Raw genomic sequence first — 14,791 nt, 5'->3', positions numbered from 1 at the left:
GCCGGCCGGATTTTTTTCCACGTAGTTCTAGGCTATTACCCGACGGCTGCGAAAGCGGCGAATACTGCTGGCTCATCCACCGAGCCCGGAGAACGGCCATGAGTGCGAAAAAGATCCTGATGCTGGTCGGCGATTACGTCGAGGACTACGAAGTGATGGTGCCGTTCCAGGCGCTGCAGATGGTCGGCCATACGGTGCACGCGGTGTGCCCGGACAAGGTCGCCGGGCAGGCGGTGCGCACCGCCATCCATGATTTCGAAGGCGACCAGACCTACAGCGAGAAGCCGGGGCACAACTTCGCCCTGAACTTCGATTTCGCCAAGGTCAGCGCTGAGGATTACCAGGGACTGCTGATCCCGGGCGGCCGGGCGCCGGAGTACCTGCGCCTGAACCCGGAGGTGCTGGCGCTGGTGCAAGCCTTCGACAAGGCCGGGAAACCCATCGCGGCGGTGTGCCATGGCGCGCAGCTGCTGGCGGCGGCCGGTGTGCTCAAGGGCCGCGAGTGCAGCGCCTACCCGGCCTGTGCGCCTGAAGTGCGCTTGGCCGGCGGCACCTACATGGAGATCGCGGTGGACCACGCCCACATCCAGGGCAACCTGGTGACCGCCCCGGCCTGGCCGGCGCACCCGACCTGGCTGGCGGGTTTCCTGCAGGTGCTCGGGACCGAAATCAAACCCTGACCGGAGGCCGCCATGTGCGAGCTGTACGTCAAAGCCGACCCGATTCTCTACGAGTCGCGCTCGCGCTCGTTGCGCATCCGCGGGGTGGTGACCACCCTGCGCCTGGAGAACCAGTTCTGGGACATCCTGCGCGAGATCGCCGAAACCGACGGCATGACCACCAACCAGCTGATCACCAAACTCTATGACGAGGTCATGGAGTACCGGGGCGAGGTGGTCAACTTCGCCTCGTTCCTGCGGGTCAGTTGCAGCCGTTTCCTGGCGCAGAAGGCCGGGCGGGTGCAGCCGTTGCGGGTGGTGAGCAGCGCCGGTTGAGGCTCACTGATACATCCAGAAGTTGGGGTGCGGTTCCTGGGCTTCTGGTGCAGCGGACTGGGACGTTGGGCGAATGCGCTGAACGAGGTGCTTGAGCAAGGTCATGGGGTGTTCCCTCTGCGATGAATGTGGAGGGCGATGATCGACGCAGGCAGGGGGCGCGGTGAACTGGATTGTCGCTATCGGGGTGATCGGGTTCGGTTATTGGGTAGGGATGGTTGGGGCGTGGTAGGCACGTAGGTGGTGGGGTGATGAAGAGCTCGCGGGCAAGCCCGCTCCTACAGCAAGCCACTCCTACCGCGACAGGCATTTCTTTGGTGCATGAAAAAGCCCGGCATTGGCCGGGCTTTTTCATGTGCAGCGGGTGTTACTTGATTTCCACCGCCAGGCTGTCGGCGATCTTCTTGTTCCAGATCGCCGGGCCGGTGATGTGCACCGATTCGCCCTGGGTGTCGACGGCCACGGTGACCGGCATGTCTTTCACTTCGAACTCGTAGATGGCTTCCATGCCCAGCTCGGCGAAGGCCACCACGCGGGACTTCTTGATCGCCTGGGCCACCAGGTAGGCGGCGCCGCCGACGGCCATCAGGTACACGGCCTTGTTGTCCTTGATCGCGTCGATGGCGATCGGGCCACGCTCGGACTTGCCGATCATGCCCAGCAGGCCGGTGCTTTCGAGGATCTGGCGGGTGAACTTGTCCATACGCGTCGCAGTGGTCGGGCCCGCTGGGCCAACCACTTCTTCACGCACCGGGTCGACCGGGCCGACGTAATAGATGAAGCGACCCTTGAGGTCCACCGGCAGGGTTTCACCCTTGTTCAGCATGTCGACCATGCGCTTGTGCGCGGCGTCGCGGCCGGTGAGCATCTTGCCATTGAGCAGGACGGTTTCGCCCGGCTTCCAGCTCTGCACGTCTTCCGGGGTCAGGGTGTCGAGGTCGACACGGCGGGCGCTCGGGCCGGCTTCCCAGACGATTTCCGGGTAGGCGTCCAGGTCCGGCGCTTCCAGCTCGGCCGGGCCGGAGCCGTCGAGCACGAAATGGGCGTGACGGGTGGCGGCGCAGTTTGGGATCATGCACACCGGCAGGGAGGCAGCGTGGGTCGGGTAATCCATGATCTTCACATCGAGCACCGTGGTCAGGCCGCCCAGGCCCTGGGCGCCGATGCCCAGCTGGTTGACCTTCTCGAACAGCTCCAGGCGCAGTTCTTCGATCTTGTTCTGCGGGCCGCGGGCCTGCAGTTCATGGATGTCGATGTGCTCCATGAGCACTTCCTTGGCCATCACCGCGGCTTTCTCGGCGGTGCCGCCGATGCCGATGCCGAGCATGCCCGGCGGGCACCAGCCAGCGCCCATGGTCGGCACGGTCTTGAGTACCCAGTCGACGATCGAGTCGGACGGGTTGAGCATGGCCATCTTCGACTTGTTCTCGGAGCCGCCGCCCTTGGCCGCGACGTCCACTTCGACCTTGTCGCCCGGGACGATGGAGTAGTGGATCACCGCCGGGGTGTTGTCCTTGGTGTTCTTGCGGGCACCGGCCGGGTCGGCCAGGATCGAGGCGCGCAGGACGTTTTCCGGCAGGTTGTAGGCGCGGCGCACGCCCTCGTTGATCATGTCGTCGACGCTCATGGTGGCGCCGTCCCAGCGGACGTCCATGCCGACCTTGATGAAGACGGTGACGATGCCGGTGTCCTGGCAGATCGGGCGGTGACCGGTGGCGCACATGCGCGAGTTGATCAGGATCTGGGCCATGGAATCGCGGGCGGCCGGCGACTCTTCCTTCAGGTAGGCCTCGTGCATGGCCTGGATGAAGTCCACGGGGTGGTAGTAGGAGATGAACTGCAGGGCATCGGCGACGCTCTGGATCAGGTCGTCTTGCTTGATCACGGTCATGCTTGGCGCTCCTTTGTAGGGCAGGAACTTCTTGAGGCGCCGGATCACGAGCCGGCGCATGGAGTGCGGTAAAAAAGGCGCGGCAGTATACCGCGCAGCGCGCAGGGGGGACACCCGCCGACGGTCGACCTTGGTCGGTCATACCCCTACTTCCAGCTAGGAAATTTGTGATCACGGCGTTACAGTAGTGGCTAGATGCCGGTATGGGATGGAGCCCTTGAGCGCAAGCAGCCAGCGGGTCACTCAGCGATCTCTGCAAAACCTGCTGCTGAAGCGTTTCGGCATGGCAGCGGCGACGTATTTCCTGACGTCGCTGGTGTGCCTGGTCGCCGGTCTCTACGACCTGTTCCACGCACCGATGAGCGTGGTGCTGCTGTTTCTCGGCGCGGTCGCCCTGAGTCAGGTGGCGTTCCTGGCGATGTTCCTCAGCGGCCGCAACCTGCGCTTTCGCGACCCCAGCCTGACCGAGGCGCAGGTCCTGGTGGGCCTGGGCTGGCAAACCGTGTTGCTGGCGATGTTCGGCGAAGCGCGCGGCAGCCTGTTACTGGTCTATATCCTGGTGCTGCTGTTCGGTGTGTTTCAGCTGCAGCCACGGGTCTTCGCCCGCTGTGCGGTGCTGGCATTCTCCGGCTTCGTCGGGCTCAACCTCTACGAGGCCTACACCTACCAGCTGGCCGATCCGGCCCATGCCATTCTCCAGGCGTGCGCGTTGGGTATCGTGCTGGTCTGGCTGAGCCTGTTCGCCAGTTACATCCAGGCCATGCGCCAGCGCATGCGGCAGCGGCGCTTCGCCCTGCAGGCCCACCAGGACACCCTGCGCGGCATGATGCGTCAGCTTGAAGACCTAGTGGCGACGGACGAGTTGACCGGCCTGTTCAACCGGCGGCACTTCCTGCGCCTGGCGGGGCGCGAGCTGGAAGGGCTGCGCGGCGGCCGCCAGCATGGCCTGGCGCTGATCGACCTGGACCACTTCAAGCGCATCAACGACATCCACGGCCACGCCGCGGGGGACCGGGTGCTGCAGACCTTCGCCGGGGTCGCCCGGGCCTGCCTGCGTGACGACGACGTGATTGCGCGTTACGGTGGTGAGGAATTCGTGCTGCTGCTGCCCAATACCGACGCGGATCAGTTCACCGCCTGCTGCGAGCGGTTGCGCGAGGCCTTCAGCCGGGCTGAACCGCTGGGGGTGAAAGTGGATAATCTCAGTTTGTCTGTCGGAATGACCCTCTTGAACCAGCACGATGACCTGGACGAGGCACTGCAACGTGCCGACCAGGCGCTCTACCAGGCCAAGCGCAACGGGCGTAACCGCTGCGCTGCCGCCTGGGAGGACGCCGATGCCTGAACTCCAGGTGGGTGAGCGACGCCTGAGCGTCGACCCCGCGCGCAACCTGCTGGACGCCTTGCTCGAGGCCAACGTCGCCATCCCCTACAGCTGCCGGGCCGGAAGTTGCCACGCCTGCCTGGTGCGTTGCGTGCGCGGCGAGCCGCTGGACGGCAAGCCCGAAGCGCTGGATGACGTCCGGCGCGATGCCGGCTGGCGCCTGGCCTGCCAGTGCCGCATCGTCGATGACCTGCAGGTGGAACTGTTCGACCCGTTGCGCGACGGCAGTCCGGCGCGTGTCGAGCAGTGCGACTGGCTCGGCGAGGTGCTGCGCTTGCGCCTGCAACCGGAGCGGCCGCTGCGCTACCGGGCCGGCCAACACCTGGTGCTGTGGACCGAAACGGGCATCGCCCGGCCGTATTCCCTGGCCAGCCTGCCGGGGGACGATCCCTGGCTGGAGTTTCACCTCGATTGCCGGCGCAGCGGGGCCTTCAGCGATGCGGCCCGGCAATTCAAGGTGGGCGATCGACTGCGCCTGGGCGAGCTGCGTGGCGGCGCCCTGCAGTACGACCCGGACTGGCAGGCGCGCCCACTGTGGCTGCTGGCCGCCGGCACCGGCCTGGGGCCGCTGTACGCCGTGCTGCGCGAAGCCTTGCGCCAGGATCATCAGGGCGCCATCCGGGTCATTCACCTGGCCCATGACCAGGCCGGGCATTACCTCGCGGAGCCGCTGGCAGCGCTGGCCGCGGACCATCCGCAGGTGCAGGTCGAGCTGTGGACGGCGGCCGAGCTGCCTGCGGCTTTGGCGGAACTGCGGCTTGTTTCACGGCAAACCATCGCCTTACTCTGCGGCCATCCCGACCGGGTCGAAGGCTTCACTCGGCGCCTGTATCTCGCCGGCTTGCCCCGTGGCCAGATGTACTCGGACCTGTTTCTACCGCACGCGCACTGACGCCCGCTTCGGCCTTCGGTGCCTATCGAGGGCTGTTGCATGAACGAGCATCTGCAGGTCGAGCGCGAGGGCGGCTTGCTGACCCTGCGCATGAACCGACCGGACAAGAAGAATGCGCTGACCCGCGCCATGTACAGCGGCATGGCGGAGGTGCTCGAGCAGGCCGACCAGGACCGCACCGTGCGCGCGGTCCTGCTGACCGGCAGCCAGGGTTGCTTCACCAGCGGCAACGACGTGGCCGATTTCATCCAGGCGCCGCCCAGCGGCCTGAACAGCGAAGTGTTCCAGTTCATGCAGGCGCTGTTCGAATTCAGCAAGCCGGTGGTGGCGGCGGTCAGCGGCCCGGCCGTGGGCATCGGCACCACCCTGTTGCTGCATTGCGACCTGGTGTACGTGAGCCGCGACGCGACCCTGAAGATGCCCTTCGTCAACCTGGGCCTGTGCCCCGAGTACGGCTCCAGCCTGATCCTGCCGCGCCTGCTGGGTCATGCCCGGGCCGCCGAACTGCTGCTGTTGGGTACCTCGTTCACCGGGGAACAGGCGGCAACCTGGGGCATCGCCAACCAGGCGCTGGAGGACGAGGCCGCGACCCTCGCCAAGGCCCGCGAAATGGCCCAGCGCTTCCTGCAGCTGGCGCCGTCGGCGGTGATCGACAGCAAGCGCCTGATGCGTGCGCCGGGCCGCGAGGAGCTGCGCCAGGTGATCGAGGAGGAGGGCGCGCTGTTTGGCCAGCGCCTGCGCTCGCCGGAAGCCATCGAGGCACTGACCGCCTTCATGCAGCGGCGCCCGGCGGACTTCTCGCGGTTCGCCTAGGGCCTGCTGACCCGGGTGTCGCTTCGCTCTACCCAGGCTACGCCCGGTATGCAGCGTTGTTTTCGTCGCCCACAAAAAAAGCCGCTCGATGAGCGGCCTTTTTCGTTCAGCGTGGCGCGGGTCAGACCAGCGCTTCACCCACGTGCAGGATCTTCATGCCGTTGGTGCCGCCGATGGTGTGGTAGCTGTCGCCCTTGGTCAGGATCACCCAGTCGCCTTGCTCCACCACGCCGCGCTTGAGCAGCTCGTCCACCGCCGCCTGGCTGACTTCGCCCGGTTGCAGGGAAGCCGGGTCGAACGGCACGGTGTAGACGCCGCGGAACATGGCGGCGCGCGCCTGGGTTTCGCGGTGCGGGGAGAACGAGAAGATCGGCACCGAGGAACGGATGCGCGACATGATCAGCGGCGTGTAGCCACTTTCGGTCAGGGCGATGATCGCCTTCACGCCGGGGAAGTGGTTGGCCGTGTACATGGCCGCCAGGGCGATGCTTTCGTCGCAGCGGTTGAACTCGGTGCCGATGCGGTGGCTGGACTTCTTGCTGGTCGGGTGCTTTTCGGCACCGAGGCAGATGCGTGCCATGGCCTGGACGGCTTCCAGCGGGTAAGCGCCGGCGGCACTTTCGGCCGAGAGCATCACAGCGTCGGTGTAGTCGAGCACGGCGTTGGCGACGTCGGACACTTCCGCGCGGGTCGGCATCGGGTTCTGGATCATCGACTCCATCATCTGGGTCGCGGTGATCACGGCCTTGTTGTGGCGACGAGCGTGCAGAATGATCTTCTTCTGAATGCCCACCAGCTCGGCGTCGCCGATTTCCACACCCAGGTCGCCACGGGCCACCATGACCGCGTCGCTGGCGCGGATCAGGCCATCGAGGGTTTCATCGTCGGCCACGGCTTCGGCGCGTTCGATCTTGGCCACCAGCCAGGCGGTGCCGCCGGCTTCGTCGCGCAATTGACGGGCGTATTCCATGTCCGAGGCATCGCGCGGGAAGGACACGGCCAGGTAATCCAGCTCCATTTCCGCGGCGAGCTTGATGTCGGCCTTGTCTTTTTCGGTCAGGGCCGGCGCGGTCAGGCCGCCACCACGGCGGTTGATGCCTTTGTGGTCGGACAGCGGGCCGCCGATGATCACTTCGCAGTGCAGGGCGTCGGCAGTGGCGGTTTCGACGCGCATGACGACACGGCCGTCATCGAGCAGCAGCTCGTCGCCGACGCCGCAATCCTTGACCAGGTCCGGGTAATCGATGCCGACGACCTGCTGGTTGCCTTCGGTCAGCGGGTGGCTGGTGGAGAAGGTGAAGCGGTCACCGACTTTCAGTTCGATGCGCTTGTTGGCGAATTTGGCGATGCGGATCTTCGGACCCTGCAGGTCGCCGAGCAGCGCGACATGGCGGCCGTGCTTGGCGGCGATGTCGCGTACCAGCTGGGCGCGGGCCTTGTGCTCGGCCGGCGAGCCATGGGAGAAGTTCAGACGGGCCACATCGAGGCCGGCGAGAATCAGTTGTTCGAGTACTTCGGGCGAGTTGCTGGACGGGCCGAGGGTGGCGACGATTTTGGTACGACGAAAGGTCATGCGCAGACTCCTGAGTTGAAGCTGTCGGCGAGGCTACTACGGCGCGGCGCTGTAGTCATTGTTCTGCTGCACTACCTTGGCGCCTGTTTTTCGGGCAATCCGCCAGCGCGGTTGTGCCGGGTGCCAAAAACGAGGGCGCCTGCTGGCGGCGCGCAGCGGCCGGCATATACTCATCGCCTCACCGTGGCGAGTCGATGTGGCGGGCCGTTCGGCGCCCCTGCAGTTTTCTGCGGGCCAGCCGATACGCTGCACATTGAAGGAGAATCCCCATGCGAACCCTGTTGATCCTGACCCTGGCGCTGAGCGCCGTTGGCTGCACCCGTATGTCGCTCGACCATCACCTGAACAACGCCTACCGCGCCTACGAAGAGGGCGAGTGCGACAAAGTGATGCTGGAGCTGTCCCAGGCCGAACGCAAAAGCCGCTCGCGCAACTACCTGCAGCCGGAAATCTCCCTGCTGCGCGGCCAGTGCCTGGAGCGCCAGAGCCTGTTCGTCGACGCGGCGCAGACCTACCAGTTCATCATCGGCCGCTACCCGGCCAGCGAGTACGCCTACCGCGCCCGCGCCCGGCTGGATACCTTGCGTCAACTGGGGCACAGTACGTTGCCGGAGCCGGCCAAGGCGTCGCCTGCCGCGCTCTGAGTCCTCTCTTCGCGTGAACGGGGAGGGACGTGGCCGTTCACGGAGGAAGAACATGCGCGTATTGCTGTGTCTGCTGCTGATGGTGCCTGGCCTGGTGGCTGCGGAAATCTACCGCTGGACCGACGCCAACGGGCGGGTGCATTTCGGCCAGCGCCCTGCGGTCGAAGGGGCGGAGCAGATCCAGGTGAAACCTCAGGTGGTCGAGACCGATCAGGCCACCCGCGAGCGCATGGAACGCATGGAGCGGTTCTATGACGCCCGCCGCCAGGAACAGGCCCAGGATTCGGCCGCCTCGGCGGAGCGCCGCTCCAAACAGCAGCAGGAATGCAGCGAACTGCGCCATCGGCTGGCCCAGATGCCCGAGGGACGCCGCTACTTTCGCCAGGAGGCGAACGGCGATCGTACCTACTACAGTGACGAACAACTCGATGCCGCTCGTCGTCAGCTTCGTGACCGAGTATCCGAACGCTGCAGTTGAATCTGGTTTAAGCCAGGCCACGGGGCCATACTCAAGGGCCATCTATAGCGATTTGCCAGCATGTATATCCATCGCCGTATAGAACGTCACCAGTTGCCTTACTACCTCAAGGTGTTCAACCGCATCACCGACAAGCCCATGGGGTACATCGGCAACGTCTCGCTGGACGGCCTGATGCTGATCAGCCCGCTGCCCATGCTGGTGGGCGCGCGCTTCGACATGCGCCTGAAGATTCCGGGCGTGGATACCCAGCACTTCATCGACTTCTCCGCCACCTGCCAATGGTGCCGCGAGGACGTGACCCCGGGTGGCTTCGACTCCGGCTTCTCCCTGGTGGCACCGCCGGCCGACTACGTCGAAATGGTCGACGCCCTGCGCTTCTACTTCAGCTTCAAACCGCTGGCGGCATCTGCCTGACGTAGCGAAGCTGGCGTGGTGCCTTCGGCCCACGCTCATCTCTCCATCCCTTCATGTGCCCTTTGTGGCTGCTGCGGCCTGTGACCCCTGACGGGGCCTCGCTCACTGCACGCGGGTGCGGGCATCCCAGCCAAGCATGGCGACGTCGACCACCGCTTCCAGCTCCGCCTGGCTCGCGCCGTCACGGGCCAGGATCGACATGCCGTTCTGCACCGCCTGGACGAAGCGGGCGAGGGCGTGGGGATCGACGGAGGCCGGGATTTCACCGTCGGTGATGGCCAGGGCTATGCGCGCCTTCACCCGCTCGAACGGCACGCTGCGGGCCTGTTGTACCAGCTCGCCGAGTTCCTTGTGGCCCTCGTTGGCGACGGTCGACAGCGTCACCATGCAGCCGCGTGGGGTGTCCGTCAGCGAGCCGGACAGGAAGGCCGCGGCGCCCTGCAGCCAGGCCAGGATCGCTTCACGGGCCGTCGTGGCGGTATAGAACTCATTCCAGCCGATGGTTTCGTACGTGCTGGCGTAATGGCGCAGCGCCTCGGCGTACAGCGCTTCCTTGGAGCCGAACGCGGCGTACAGGCTGGGGGAGCGGATGCCCATGGCTTCGGTGAGGTCGGTCAGCGACGTCGCTTCATAGCCCTTGAGCCAGAAGATCCGCATGGCCTGCGCCAGCGCGGCCTCGCGATCGAAAACGCGCGGCCGTCCGCGTGTACGGGGCGTGCACGTCGTGTCGGTTTTCGCGGTGTCGTCTGGCGTCTGCATGGCGGCATTGTAAGACCATCGCCAACCCCTCACAACGTAAGGTGATTTATTTTGTGTCAATCGATACAAAATAAATTGACAGTCCTCGCTGCGCCTTCTTACTATTTTTGTATCGATCAACACATAAAGAGACTGTCATGAGTGAATTACGTGGAAAGCGCGCGCTGGTAACCGGGGCGTCCAGAGGCATCGGCGCGGCCATCGCGCTGGCGCTGGCCGACAAGGGGGCGGATGTGGCGATCACCTACGAGCGGTCGGCCGAACGGGCCGCCGAGGTCGTGCGGGCGATCGAAGCCAAGGGGCGCACAGCGATCGCCATTCAGGCCGACAGCGCCGATCCGGTCGCGATCAAGCGGTCGGTCGATGAAACGGCCCAGGCCCTCGGCGGCCTCGATATCCTGGTCAACAACGCCGGTATCGCGCTCTTCAACACCTTTGCCGAGTTCTCCGTCGAAGACATCGATGCGCTGCTGGATGTGAACGTGCGTGGGCCCATCCTTACGGCCCAGGCTGCCATTCCTTATCTGAAGGCGGGCGCGCGGGTCATCAACATCGGGTCGGTCGGTGCCGAGCGCATCGTGGGTGACACCGGTGCGGTGTACTACATGACCAAATCCGCGCTGCATTCGCTTACCCGCGGTCTTGCCCGCGAACTCGGGCCGCGCGACATCACGGTCAATCTGGTCCAGCCCGGCTCGACCAATACCGACATGAATCCCGCGGACGGCGCCTTATCCGATATCCAGCGTGCCCTGATGCCGCTCGGCCGCTTCGGCGAACCCGAAGATGTGGCGGCTGCCGTGGCGTTTCTCGCGAGCCCGGCCGCGCGGCAGATCACCGGTGCCATCCTCACGGTCGACGGTGGCCTGAACACCTGACGCAAGGCGTATCACGCGCCGTGCGTGGGACGGTCATTTCCCGCTCGCCCTACAGGTACGTGCCGCGTGCCGATGACCACAGCAATCCTCAATCGCCCCTGATGTGCGGAGAGCACCATGCAAGAGAAGAATACGTACGGCATTACCCGGCGCACTGCCCTGATCGGCGCGGCCGCCGGCTTGGCCGCTATCGCGGCGTCGTCGGCCGCTGCCGCGAGTTCTACCGTTCAACCCGGCGAGGCGAAACCGGCGCAGGATCTGGCGGGCAAGCGCGCGCTGGTGACCGGTGCCTCACGGGGCATCGGCGCGGGCATCGCCCTGGCGCTCGCGGACAAAGGCGCGGATGTGGTCATCACCTACCTGAACTCGCCTGACCGCGCCGCCGACGTGGTGCGGGCGATCGAGGCGAAAGGCCGGCGGGCGCTGGCCATTCGCGCCGACAGCGCCGACCCGGCTGCGGTGAAGCGCTCGATCGAGGAAGCGGTCAAGGGACTGGGCGGCCTCGACATTCTGGTCAACAACGTCGGGATTGCCCGTGATGGTGCCTTCGTCGACATGAGCCTGGCCGATATCGACGCCCTGATGAACGTGAACGCGCGCGCCGCCGTGCTGGCGTCGCAAGCGGCCATTCCTCACCTGAAGTCGGGTGGGCGCATCGTCACCGTAGGCTCCTGCGTTGCCGAGCGGGTGCCGTTTCCGGGGCTCACGGTGTACTCGATGACCAAGTCCGCGTTGCTTGCCTTTACCCGTGGGCTCGCGCGTGAACTCGGGCCCCAGGCCATCACCGTGAACCTGGTGCAGCCGGGGCCGATCGACACCGACCAGAACCCCGCGGACGGCGCCTGGGCGGACATCAACCGCAGCCTGACGTCCCTGGGGCGATACGGCAAACCGGCTGACGTGGCGGCGGCGGTGACGTTCCTGGCAAGCCCGGCAGCCGCGTTCATGACCGGCTCGGTGGTCACGGTGGATGCGGGCTTCAACGCCTGAGTTGCCTTGTGTCGGTCGATCAGGCTGGCTGAAATGAAAAAACCGCCCGAAGGCGGTTTTTTCATTTCAGCGCAACGCGTCAGATCGCAGCAGGCTCGGCGAGCTGCAGCAGGGCGTTGGAGCGCGCCTGGACTTCGCGGTAGCGCTCGGCATCGGCGGCCAGCACCTTGCCTTGCGCCGGGAACATCTCGTCGAGCTTGCTCGTCCACTCGGCCGACTTGGCGCGCTCGGGGAAGCAGCGCTGGATCAGGTCGAGCATGATCGACACGGTCACCGAGGCACCTGGCGAGGCGCCGAGCAGGGCGGCGATGGAGCCGTCCTGGGCCGCCACCAGTTCGGTACCGAACTGCAGGATGCCGCCTTTCTTCGGGTCCTTCTTGATGATCTGCACGCGTTGCCCGGCGATCTCCAGGCGCCAGTCCTCGGCCTTGGCTTCCGGGTAGAAGCCGCGCAGGGTCTTCAGGCGCGCTTCTTCGGACTGCATGACTTCCTTGATCAGGTAGCGGGTCAGGTCGAAGTTGTCGCGGGCCACGGCCAGCATCGGGCCGATGTTGTTCGGGCGCACCGAGAGCGGCAGGTCGAGCAGCGAGCCATGGCGCAGGAACTTGGTGGAGAAGCCGGCGTACGGGCCGAACAGCAGGGAGGTCTTGCCGTCGACGACGCGGGTGTCCAGGTGCGGGACCGACATCGGCGGCGAGCCGACTTCGGCCTGGCTGTAGACCTTGGCCTGGTGCTGCTTGACCACTTCCGGGTTGTCGCAGCGCAGCCACTGGCCGCTGACCGGGAAACCGCCGAAGCCCTTGCCTTCCGGAATGCCGGACAGCTGCAGCAGGGGCAGGGCGCCGCCGCCGGCACCGAGGAAGACGAACTTGGCCTGGATCTCGCGGTGGCTGCCGTCTTCCTGGTTCTTGATGCTGACGCGCCAGCCCTGATCGTTGCGCTTGAGGCCGGTGACCTTCTGGTTGCAGGTGACACGGGCGTCAGGCTTGCTGCCCAGGTAGTCGAGCAGGTGTTTGGTCAGGGCGCCGAAGTTGACGTCGGTGCCGGACATCACACGGGTGGCGGCGATCGGCTCGTTGGGATCGCGGCCCGGCATCATCAGGGGCATCCACTGCGCCATGGTGGCGCGGTCTTCGGTGTATTCCATTTCCGCGAAGGCGTGGTGGGCGGTCAGCGCCTTGAAACGCTTCTTGAGGTATTCGATGCCGGAATCGCCGCGCACGAAACTCAGGTGGGGAACCGGGTTGATGAAGGTCTTGGGCGAGCCGAAGGTGCCTTTCTCGACCAGGTAGGCCCAGAACTGCTTGGACTCTTCGAATTGGGTGTTGATGGTCACCGACTTCTTGATGTCGATCGAGCCATCGGCCGATTCCGGCGTGTAGTTCAGTTCGCACAGGCCTGCGTGGCCGGTACCGGCGTTGTTCCACGGGTTGGAACTTTCAACCGCACCGGACGCCATCAGTTCGACGATTTCCAGCTTGATCGCCGGATCGAGCTCCTTGAGCATCACCCCGAGGGTTGCGCTCATGATGCCGGCACCGACCAGCACCACATCCACAGTTTCGTAATCGTTTTGCGCCATTACCACGTCTCCAGAAATTGCAGCACCCAATTGACGGCCCGAGGCCTCGGCATGAAGCGATGCCTGTCAGTGGTCGCCAAACCGCAGATTGGGGTTGGGGAAGGGGTTGGGGGCGTTACCAGCCGCACGATTGTTCATATCCGCCACACTCTTGTGAAGTTGTTGAAACCATTCTTTTCACGCTCTTTTGGAGCCGTGAACCTCAAAAAAGCTCGCTTGCCAGGCCTGTCTTTTCGTTCGCGCACAAGGCCCGTGCGCGTAGGCAAGGCGTTCTGCGGGGTGGGTAAGACGGCTAACCGGTGAGGCAGCGCGAAGTGGGCGACTCTCTGGGGCGGGGCTGATTGCCAGGGGCATCAGCGGGACAGCGGGGCCCGATCAGGAGACGACCTTATAATCGGGGCGCGATTATAAGACGAAAGCGAAAAAATTGATCGTCCGCCGTGACTTTTATTCTGCCAGCGGTCAGGCCGCCAACGCTTTGCCAGTGCTTGCGTGTGCGACGACTGGCGCGATGAGCGCGCTCTGGGGAAGGGGCTTGTGCAGCCAGGTGAGCCGCTGTTCGTTCACCTCGACCCAGCCGGAGCCTTGCGGGGCCTGGGCTGCGCGATGGAAGGCACGGCACAGGCCGTCGCCATCGAGCAGGGCGAACAGGCGATCGGCTTGGCGGGGGATGAGCAGTGAAAGGAGGGAAAACATCAGCGGGCGCTCGAATGGACAACGACTAAAGTCTTATGCCGCGCTCCTGTTACAGCCTGATGACAGGAACCCCGATGGGCGCGGGCGGGTCTTAATCGCAGCGCTGTTAGCGTAACGTGCCGGTGGTTATACTGCCGGCCACTTTGCGTTTCACCATGGAGAGATGAGTATGCTGCAACGCCTGATGTTTGGTCTGATCGCTGTCGTCAGCCTGACCCTGGTCGGTTGTGCCCACAGCCCGCAACAACTCAGCCCGCAACCGAAGATCAATGGTCCGCTGACCGCCGTCGGTCAGGGCCAGCCGGTCGTGGTCCGGGTTGCCGACGGTCGCCCGTCGCCGGTGCTCGGCACCCGTGGTGGCCTGTACCCTGAAACCAGCGCCATCAGCGTCAGCGGCCAGGACATCCTGCCCAAGCTGCAGACCCAGGCCGAGACTGCCGTACGCCTGCTCGGCTACACCCCGACGCCGAACGCCTACAACGCACCACAACTGACCCTGACCCTGGCCGAGCTGAAGTACCAGTCGCCGAAGGAAGGCATGTACGTCACCGAGGCGGACATCACCGCCACATTCCGCGCTGAAGTACAGAACAGCTCGCGTCGCTACAGCGGCCGCTACGGTGCGTCGTTGAACCAGCGCTTCGGCATGGCGCCGAACCAGGAAACCAACACCAAGCTGATCAGCGACGTGTTGAGCGATGCACTGACCCGCGCGTTCAAGGACCCGACCATCGGCCAGATGCTCGGCGGCCAGTAACAGGCAGCTCGCAGAAACAACAAAGCCCGGCTCATGCCGGGC

The 14,791-nt window shown here is 65.1% G+C and carries 16 protein-coding genes; 11 read left to right on the top strand and 5 right to left on the bottom strand.

Features of this window, described 5'->3' with window-relative positions; all coding sequences use genetic code 11:
- The first annotated feature begins 98 nt into the window (after window positions 1–98).
- Window positions 99–680: a DJ-1/PfpI family protein gene (locus N5C28_RS04285; RefSeq protein ID WP_279820541.1), complete on the top strand. Its 582-nt coding sequence runs from the start codon at window positions 99–101 to the stop codon at window positions 678–680.
- A 12-nt stretch (window positions 681–692) separates the two neighbouring features.
- Window positions 693–995, top strand: a complete 303-nt coding sequence (locus N5C28_RS04280; protein WP_279820540.1) for a ribbon-helix-helix domain-containing protein — start codon at window positions 693–695, stop codon at window positions 993–995.
- Between the two features lie 367 nt (window positions 996–1,362).
- On the opposite strand, the gene N5C28_RS04275 is transcribed toward N5C28_RS04280, so the two are convergent.
- Window positions 1,363–2,886: a fumarate hydratase gene (locus N5C28_RS04275; RefSeq protein ID WP_279820538.1), complete on the bottom strand. Its 1,524-nt coding sequence runs from the start codon at window positions 2,884–2,886 to the stop codon at window positions 1,363–1,365.
- A 217-nt stretch (window positions 2,887–3,103) separates the two neighbouring features.
- Between N5C28_RS04275 and N5C28_RS04270 the strand changes: the two genes are divergently transcribed.
- Genes N5C28_RS04270 through N5C28_RS04260 form a run of 3 tightly spaced genes read left to right on the top strand, consistent with a single transcriptional unit; the run spans window position 3,104 to window position 5,975 of the window.
- Window positions 3,104–4,231: a GGDEF domain-containing protein gene (locus tag N5C28_RS04270; protein WP_279820536.1), complete on the top strand. Its 1,128-nt coding sequence runs from the start codon at window positions 3,104–3,106 to the stop codon at window positions 4,229–4,231.
- Window positions 4,224–5,162, top strand: coding sequence for an iron-sulfur-binding ferredoxin reductase (locus tag N5C28_RS04265; protein ID WP_279820534.1), 939 nt, complete (start codon window positions 4,224–4,226; stop codon window positions 5,160–5,162). The genes N5C28_RS04270 and N5C28_RS04265 overlap by 8 nt, the downstream gene beginning before the upstream one ends.
- Before the next feature lie 39 nt (window positions 5,163–5,201).
- Window positions 5,202–5,975 carry an enoyl-CoA hydratase gene (locus N5C28_RS04260; RefSeq protein ID WP_279820532.1) on the top strand — a complete coding sequence of 258 codons (774 nt, stop codon included), beginning with the start codon at window positions 5,202–5,204 and terminating at the stop codon, window positions 5,973–5,975.
- Between the two features lie 121 nt (window positions 5,976–6,096).
- Here N5C28_RS04260 and pyk read toward each other — a convergent pair whose 3' ends face one another.
- Window positions 6,097–7,548 (bottom strand): pyruvate kinase, encoded by a 1,452-nt coding sequence (gene pyk, locus N5C28_RS04255; protein ID WP_279820530.1) that lies wholly within the window; start codon window positions 7,546–7,548, stop codon window positions 6,097–6,099.
- 269 nt (window positions 7,549–7,817) lie between these two features.
- Here pyk and N5C28_RS04250 point away from each other — a divergent pair, with 269 nt between their 5' ends.
- Genes N5C28_RS04250 through N5C28_RS04240 form a run of 3 tightly spaced genes read left to right on the top strand, consistent with a single transcriptional unit; the run spans window position 7,818 to window position 9,087 of the window.
- A complete protein-coding gene (locus tag N5C28_RS04250; protein ID WP_279820528.1) occupies window positions 7,818–8,192 on the top strand; it encodes a tetratricopeptide repeat protein in 375 nt (124 codons plus the stop codon).
- 52 nt (window positions 8,193–8,244) lie between these two features.
- The gene (locus N5C28_RS04245; protein WP_279820526.1) at window positions 8,245–8,670 is read left to right on the top strand and encodes a DUF4124 domain-containing protein; all 426 of its coding nucleotides are present in this window, start codon (window positions 8,245–8,247) and stop codon (window positions 8,668–8,670) included.
- A gap of 60 nt (window positions 8,671–8,730) precedes the next feature.
- Window positions 8,731–9,087, top strand: coding sequence for a PilZ domain-containing protein (locus N5C28_RS04240; RefSeq protein ID WP_279820525.1), 357 nt, complete (start codon window positions 8,731–8,733; stop codon window positions 9,085–9,087).
- A gap of 102 nt (window positions 9,088–9,189) precedes the next feature.
- Here N5C28_RS04240 and N5C28_RS04235 read toward each other — a convergent pair whose 3' ends face one another.
- Window positions 9,190–9,744 (bottom strand): TetR/AcrR family transcriptional regulator, encoded by a 555-nt coding sequence (locus N5C28_RS04235; protein ID WP_279820524.1) that lies wholly within the window; start codon window positions 9,742–9,744, stop codon window positions 9,190–9,192.
- A gap of 239 nt (window positions 9,745–9,983) precedes the next feature.
- On the opposite strand from N5C28_RS04235, the gene N5C28_RS04230 reads away from it, so the two are divergent.
- Window positions 9,984–10,724 carry an SDR family oxidoreductase gene (locus tag N5C28_RS04230; protein ID WP_279820522.1) on the top strand — a complete coding sequence of 247 codons (741 nt, stop codon included), beginning with the start codon at window positions 9,984–9,986 and terminating at the stop codon, window positions 10,722–10,724.
- 117 nt (window positions 10,725–10,841) lie between these two features.
- Window positions 10,842–11,714 (top strand): 3-oxoacyl-ACP reductase FabG, encoded by an 873-nt coding sequence (locus tag N5C28_RS04225; RefSeq protein WP_279820520.1) that lies wholly within the window; start codon window positions 10,842–10,844, stop codon window positions 11,712–11,714.
- Window positions 11,715–11,793: 79 nt separating this feature from the next.
- Here N5C28_RS04225 and mqo read toward each other — a convergent pair whose 3' ends face one another.
- Both mqo and N5C28_RS04215 read right to left on the bottom strand, forming a co-directional pair.
- Window positions 11,794–13,296 (bottom strand): malate dehydrogenase (quinone), encoded by a 1,503-nt coding sequence (gene mqo, locus N5C28_RS04220; protein WP_279820518.1) that lies wholly within the window; start codon window positions 13,294–13,296, stop codon window positions 11,794–11,796.
- 462 nt (window positions 13,297–13,758) lie between these two features.
- Window positions 13,759–13,992 carry a hypothetical protein gene (locus N5C28_RS04215; protein WP_279820516.1) on the bottom strand — a complete coding sequence of 78 codons (234 nt, stop codon included), beginning with the start codon at window positions 13,990–13,992 and terminating at the stop codon, window positions 13,759–13,761.
- Window positions 13,993–14,161: 169 nt separating this feature from the next.
- On the opposite strand from N5C28_RS04215, the gene N5C28_RS04210 reads away from it, so the two are divergent.
- Window positions 14,162–14,749, top strand: a complete 588-nt coding sequence (locus tag N5C28_RS04210) for a YajG family lipoprotein (RefSeq protein ID WP_279820515.1) — start codon at window positions 14,162–14,164, stop codon at window positions 14,747–14,749.
- The last annotated feature ends 42 nt before the right edge of the window (window positions 14,750–14,791 follow it).

It is taken from the genome of Pseudomonas sp. GD03944, from assembly GCF_029839275.1.
In the GTDB taxonomy this organism is placed as follows: Bacteria; Pseudomonadota; Gammaproteobacteria; order Pseudomonadales; family Pseudomonadaceae; genus Aquipseudomonas.
Note: the sequence above shows the minus strand (reverse complement) of the source record. Positions and strands in the feature narration are given on the sequence as shown.

Bases quoted from the DNA above. Each gene is read 5' to 3' on its own strand.
- N5C28_RS04225 (WP_279820520.1), top strand. From the start codon at position 10,842: ATGCAAGAGAAGAATACGTACGGCATTACCCGGCGCACTGCCCTGATC.
- N5C28_RS04250 (WP_279820528.1), top strand. From the start codon at position 7,818: ATGCGAACCCTGTTGATCCTGACCCTGGCGCTGAGCGCCGTTGGCTGC.
- N5C28_RS04210 (WP_279820515.1), top strand. From the start codon at position 14,162: ATGCTGCAACGCCTGATGTTTGGTCTGATCGCTGTCGTCAGCCTGACC.
- mqo (WP_279820518.1), bottom strand. From the start codon at position 13,296: ATGGCGCAAAACGATTACGAAACTGTGGATGTGGTGCTGGTCGGTGCC.
- N5C28_RS04245 (WP_279820526.1), top strand. From the start codon at position 8,245: ATGCGCGTATTGCTGTGTCTGCTGCTGATGGTGCCTGGCCTGGTGGCT.
- N5C28_RS04230 (WP_279820522.1), top strand. From the start codon at position 9,984: ATGAGTGAATTACGTGGAAAGCGCGCGCTGGTAACCGGGGCGTCCAGA.
- N5C28_RS04280 (WP_279820540.1), top strand. From the start codon at position 693: ATGTGCGAGCTGTACGTCAAAGCCGACCCGATTCTCTACGAGTCGCGC.
- N5C28_RS04285 (WP_279820541.1), top strand. From the start codon at position 99: ATGAGTGCGAAAAAGATCCTGATGCTGGTCGGCGATTACGTCGAGGAC.
- N5C28_RS04275 (WP_279820538.1), bottom strand. From the start codon at position 2,886: ATGACCGTGATCAAGCAAGACGACCTGATCCAGAGCGTCGCCGATGCC.
- N5C28_RS04240 (WP_279820525.1), top strand. From the start codon at position 8,731: ATGTATATCCATCGCCGTATAGAACGTCACCAGTTGCCTTACTACCTC.
- pyk (WP_279820530.1), bottom strand. From the start codon at position 7,548: ATGACCTTTCGTCGTACCAAAATCGTCGCCACCCTCGGCCCGTCCAGC.
- N5C28_RS04265 (WP_279820534.1), top strand. From the start codon at position 4,224: ATGCCTGAACTCCAGGTGGGTGAGCGACGCCTGAGCGTCGACCCCGCG.
- N5C28_RS04235 (WP_279820524.1), bottom strand. From the start codon at position 9,744: ATGCGGATCTTCTGGCTCAAGGGCTATGAAGCGACGTCGCTGACCGAC.
- N5C28_RS04215 (WP_279820516.1), bottom strand. From the start codon at position 13,992: ATGTTTTCCCTCCTTTCACTGCTCATCCCCCGCCAAGCCGATCGCCTG.
- N5C28_RS04260 (WP_279820532.1), top strand. From the start codon at position 5,202: ATGAACGAGCATCTGCAGGTCGAGCGCGAGGGCGGCTTGCTGACCCTG.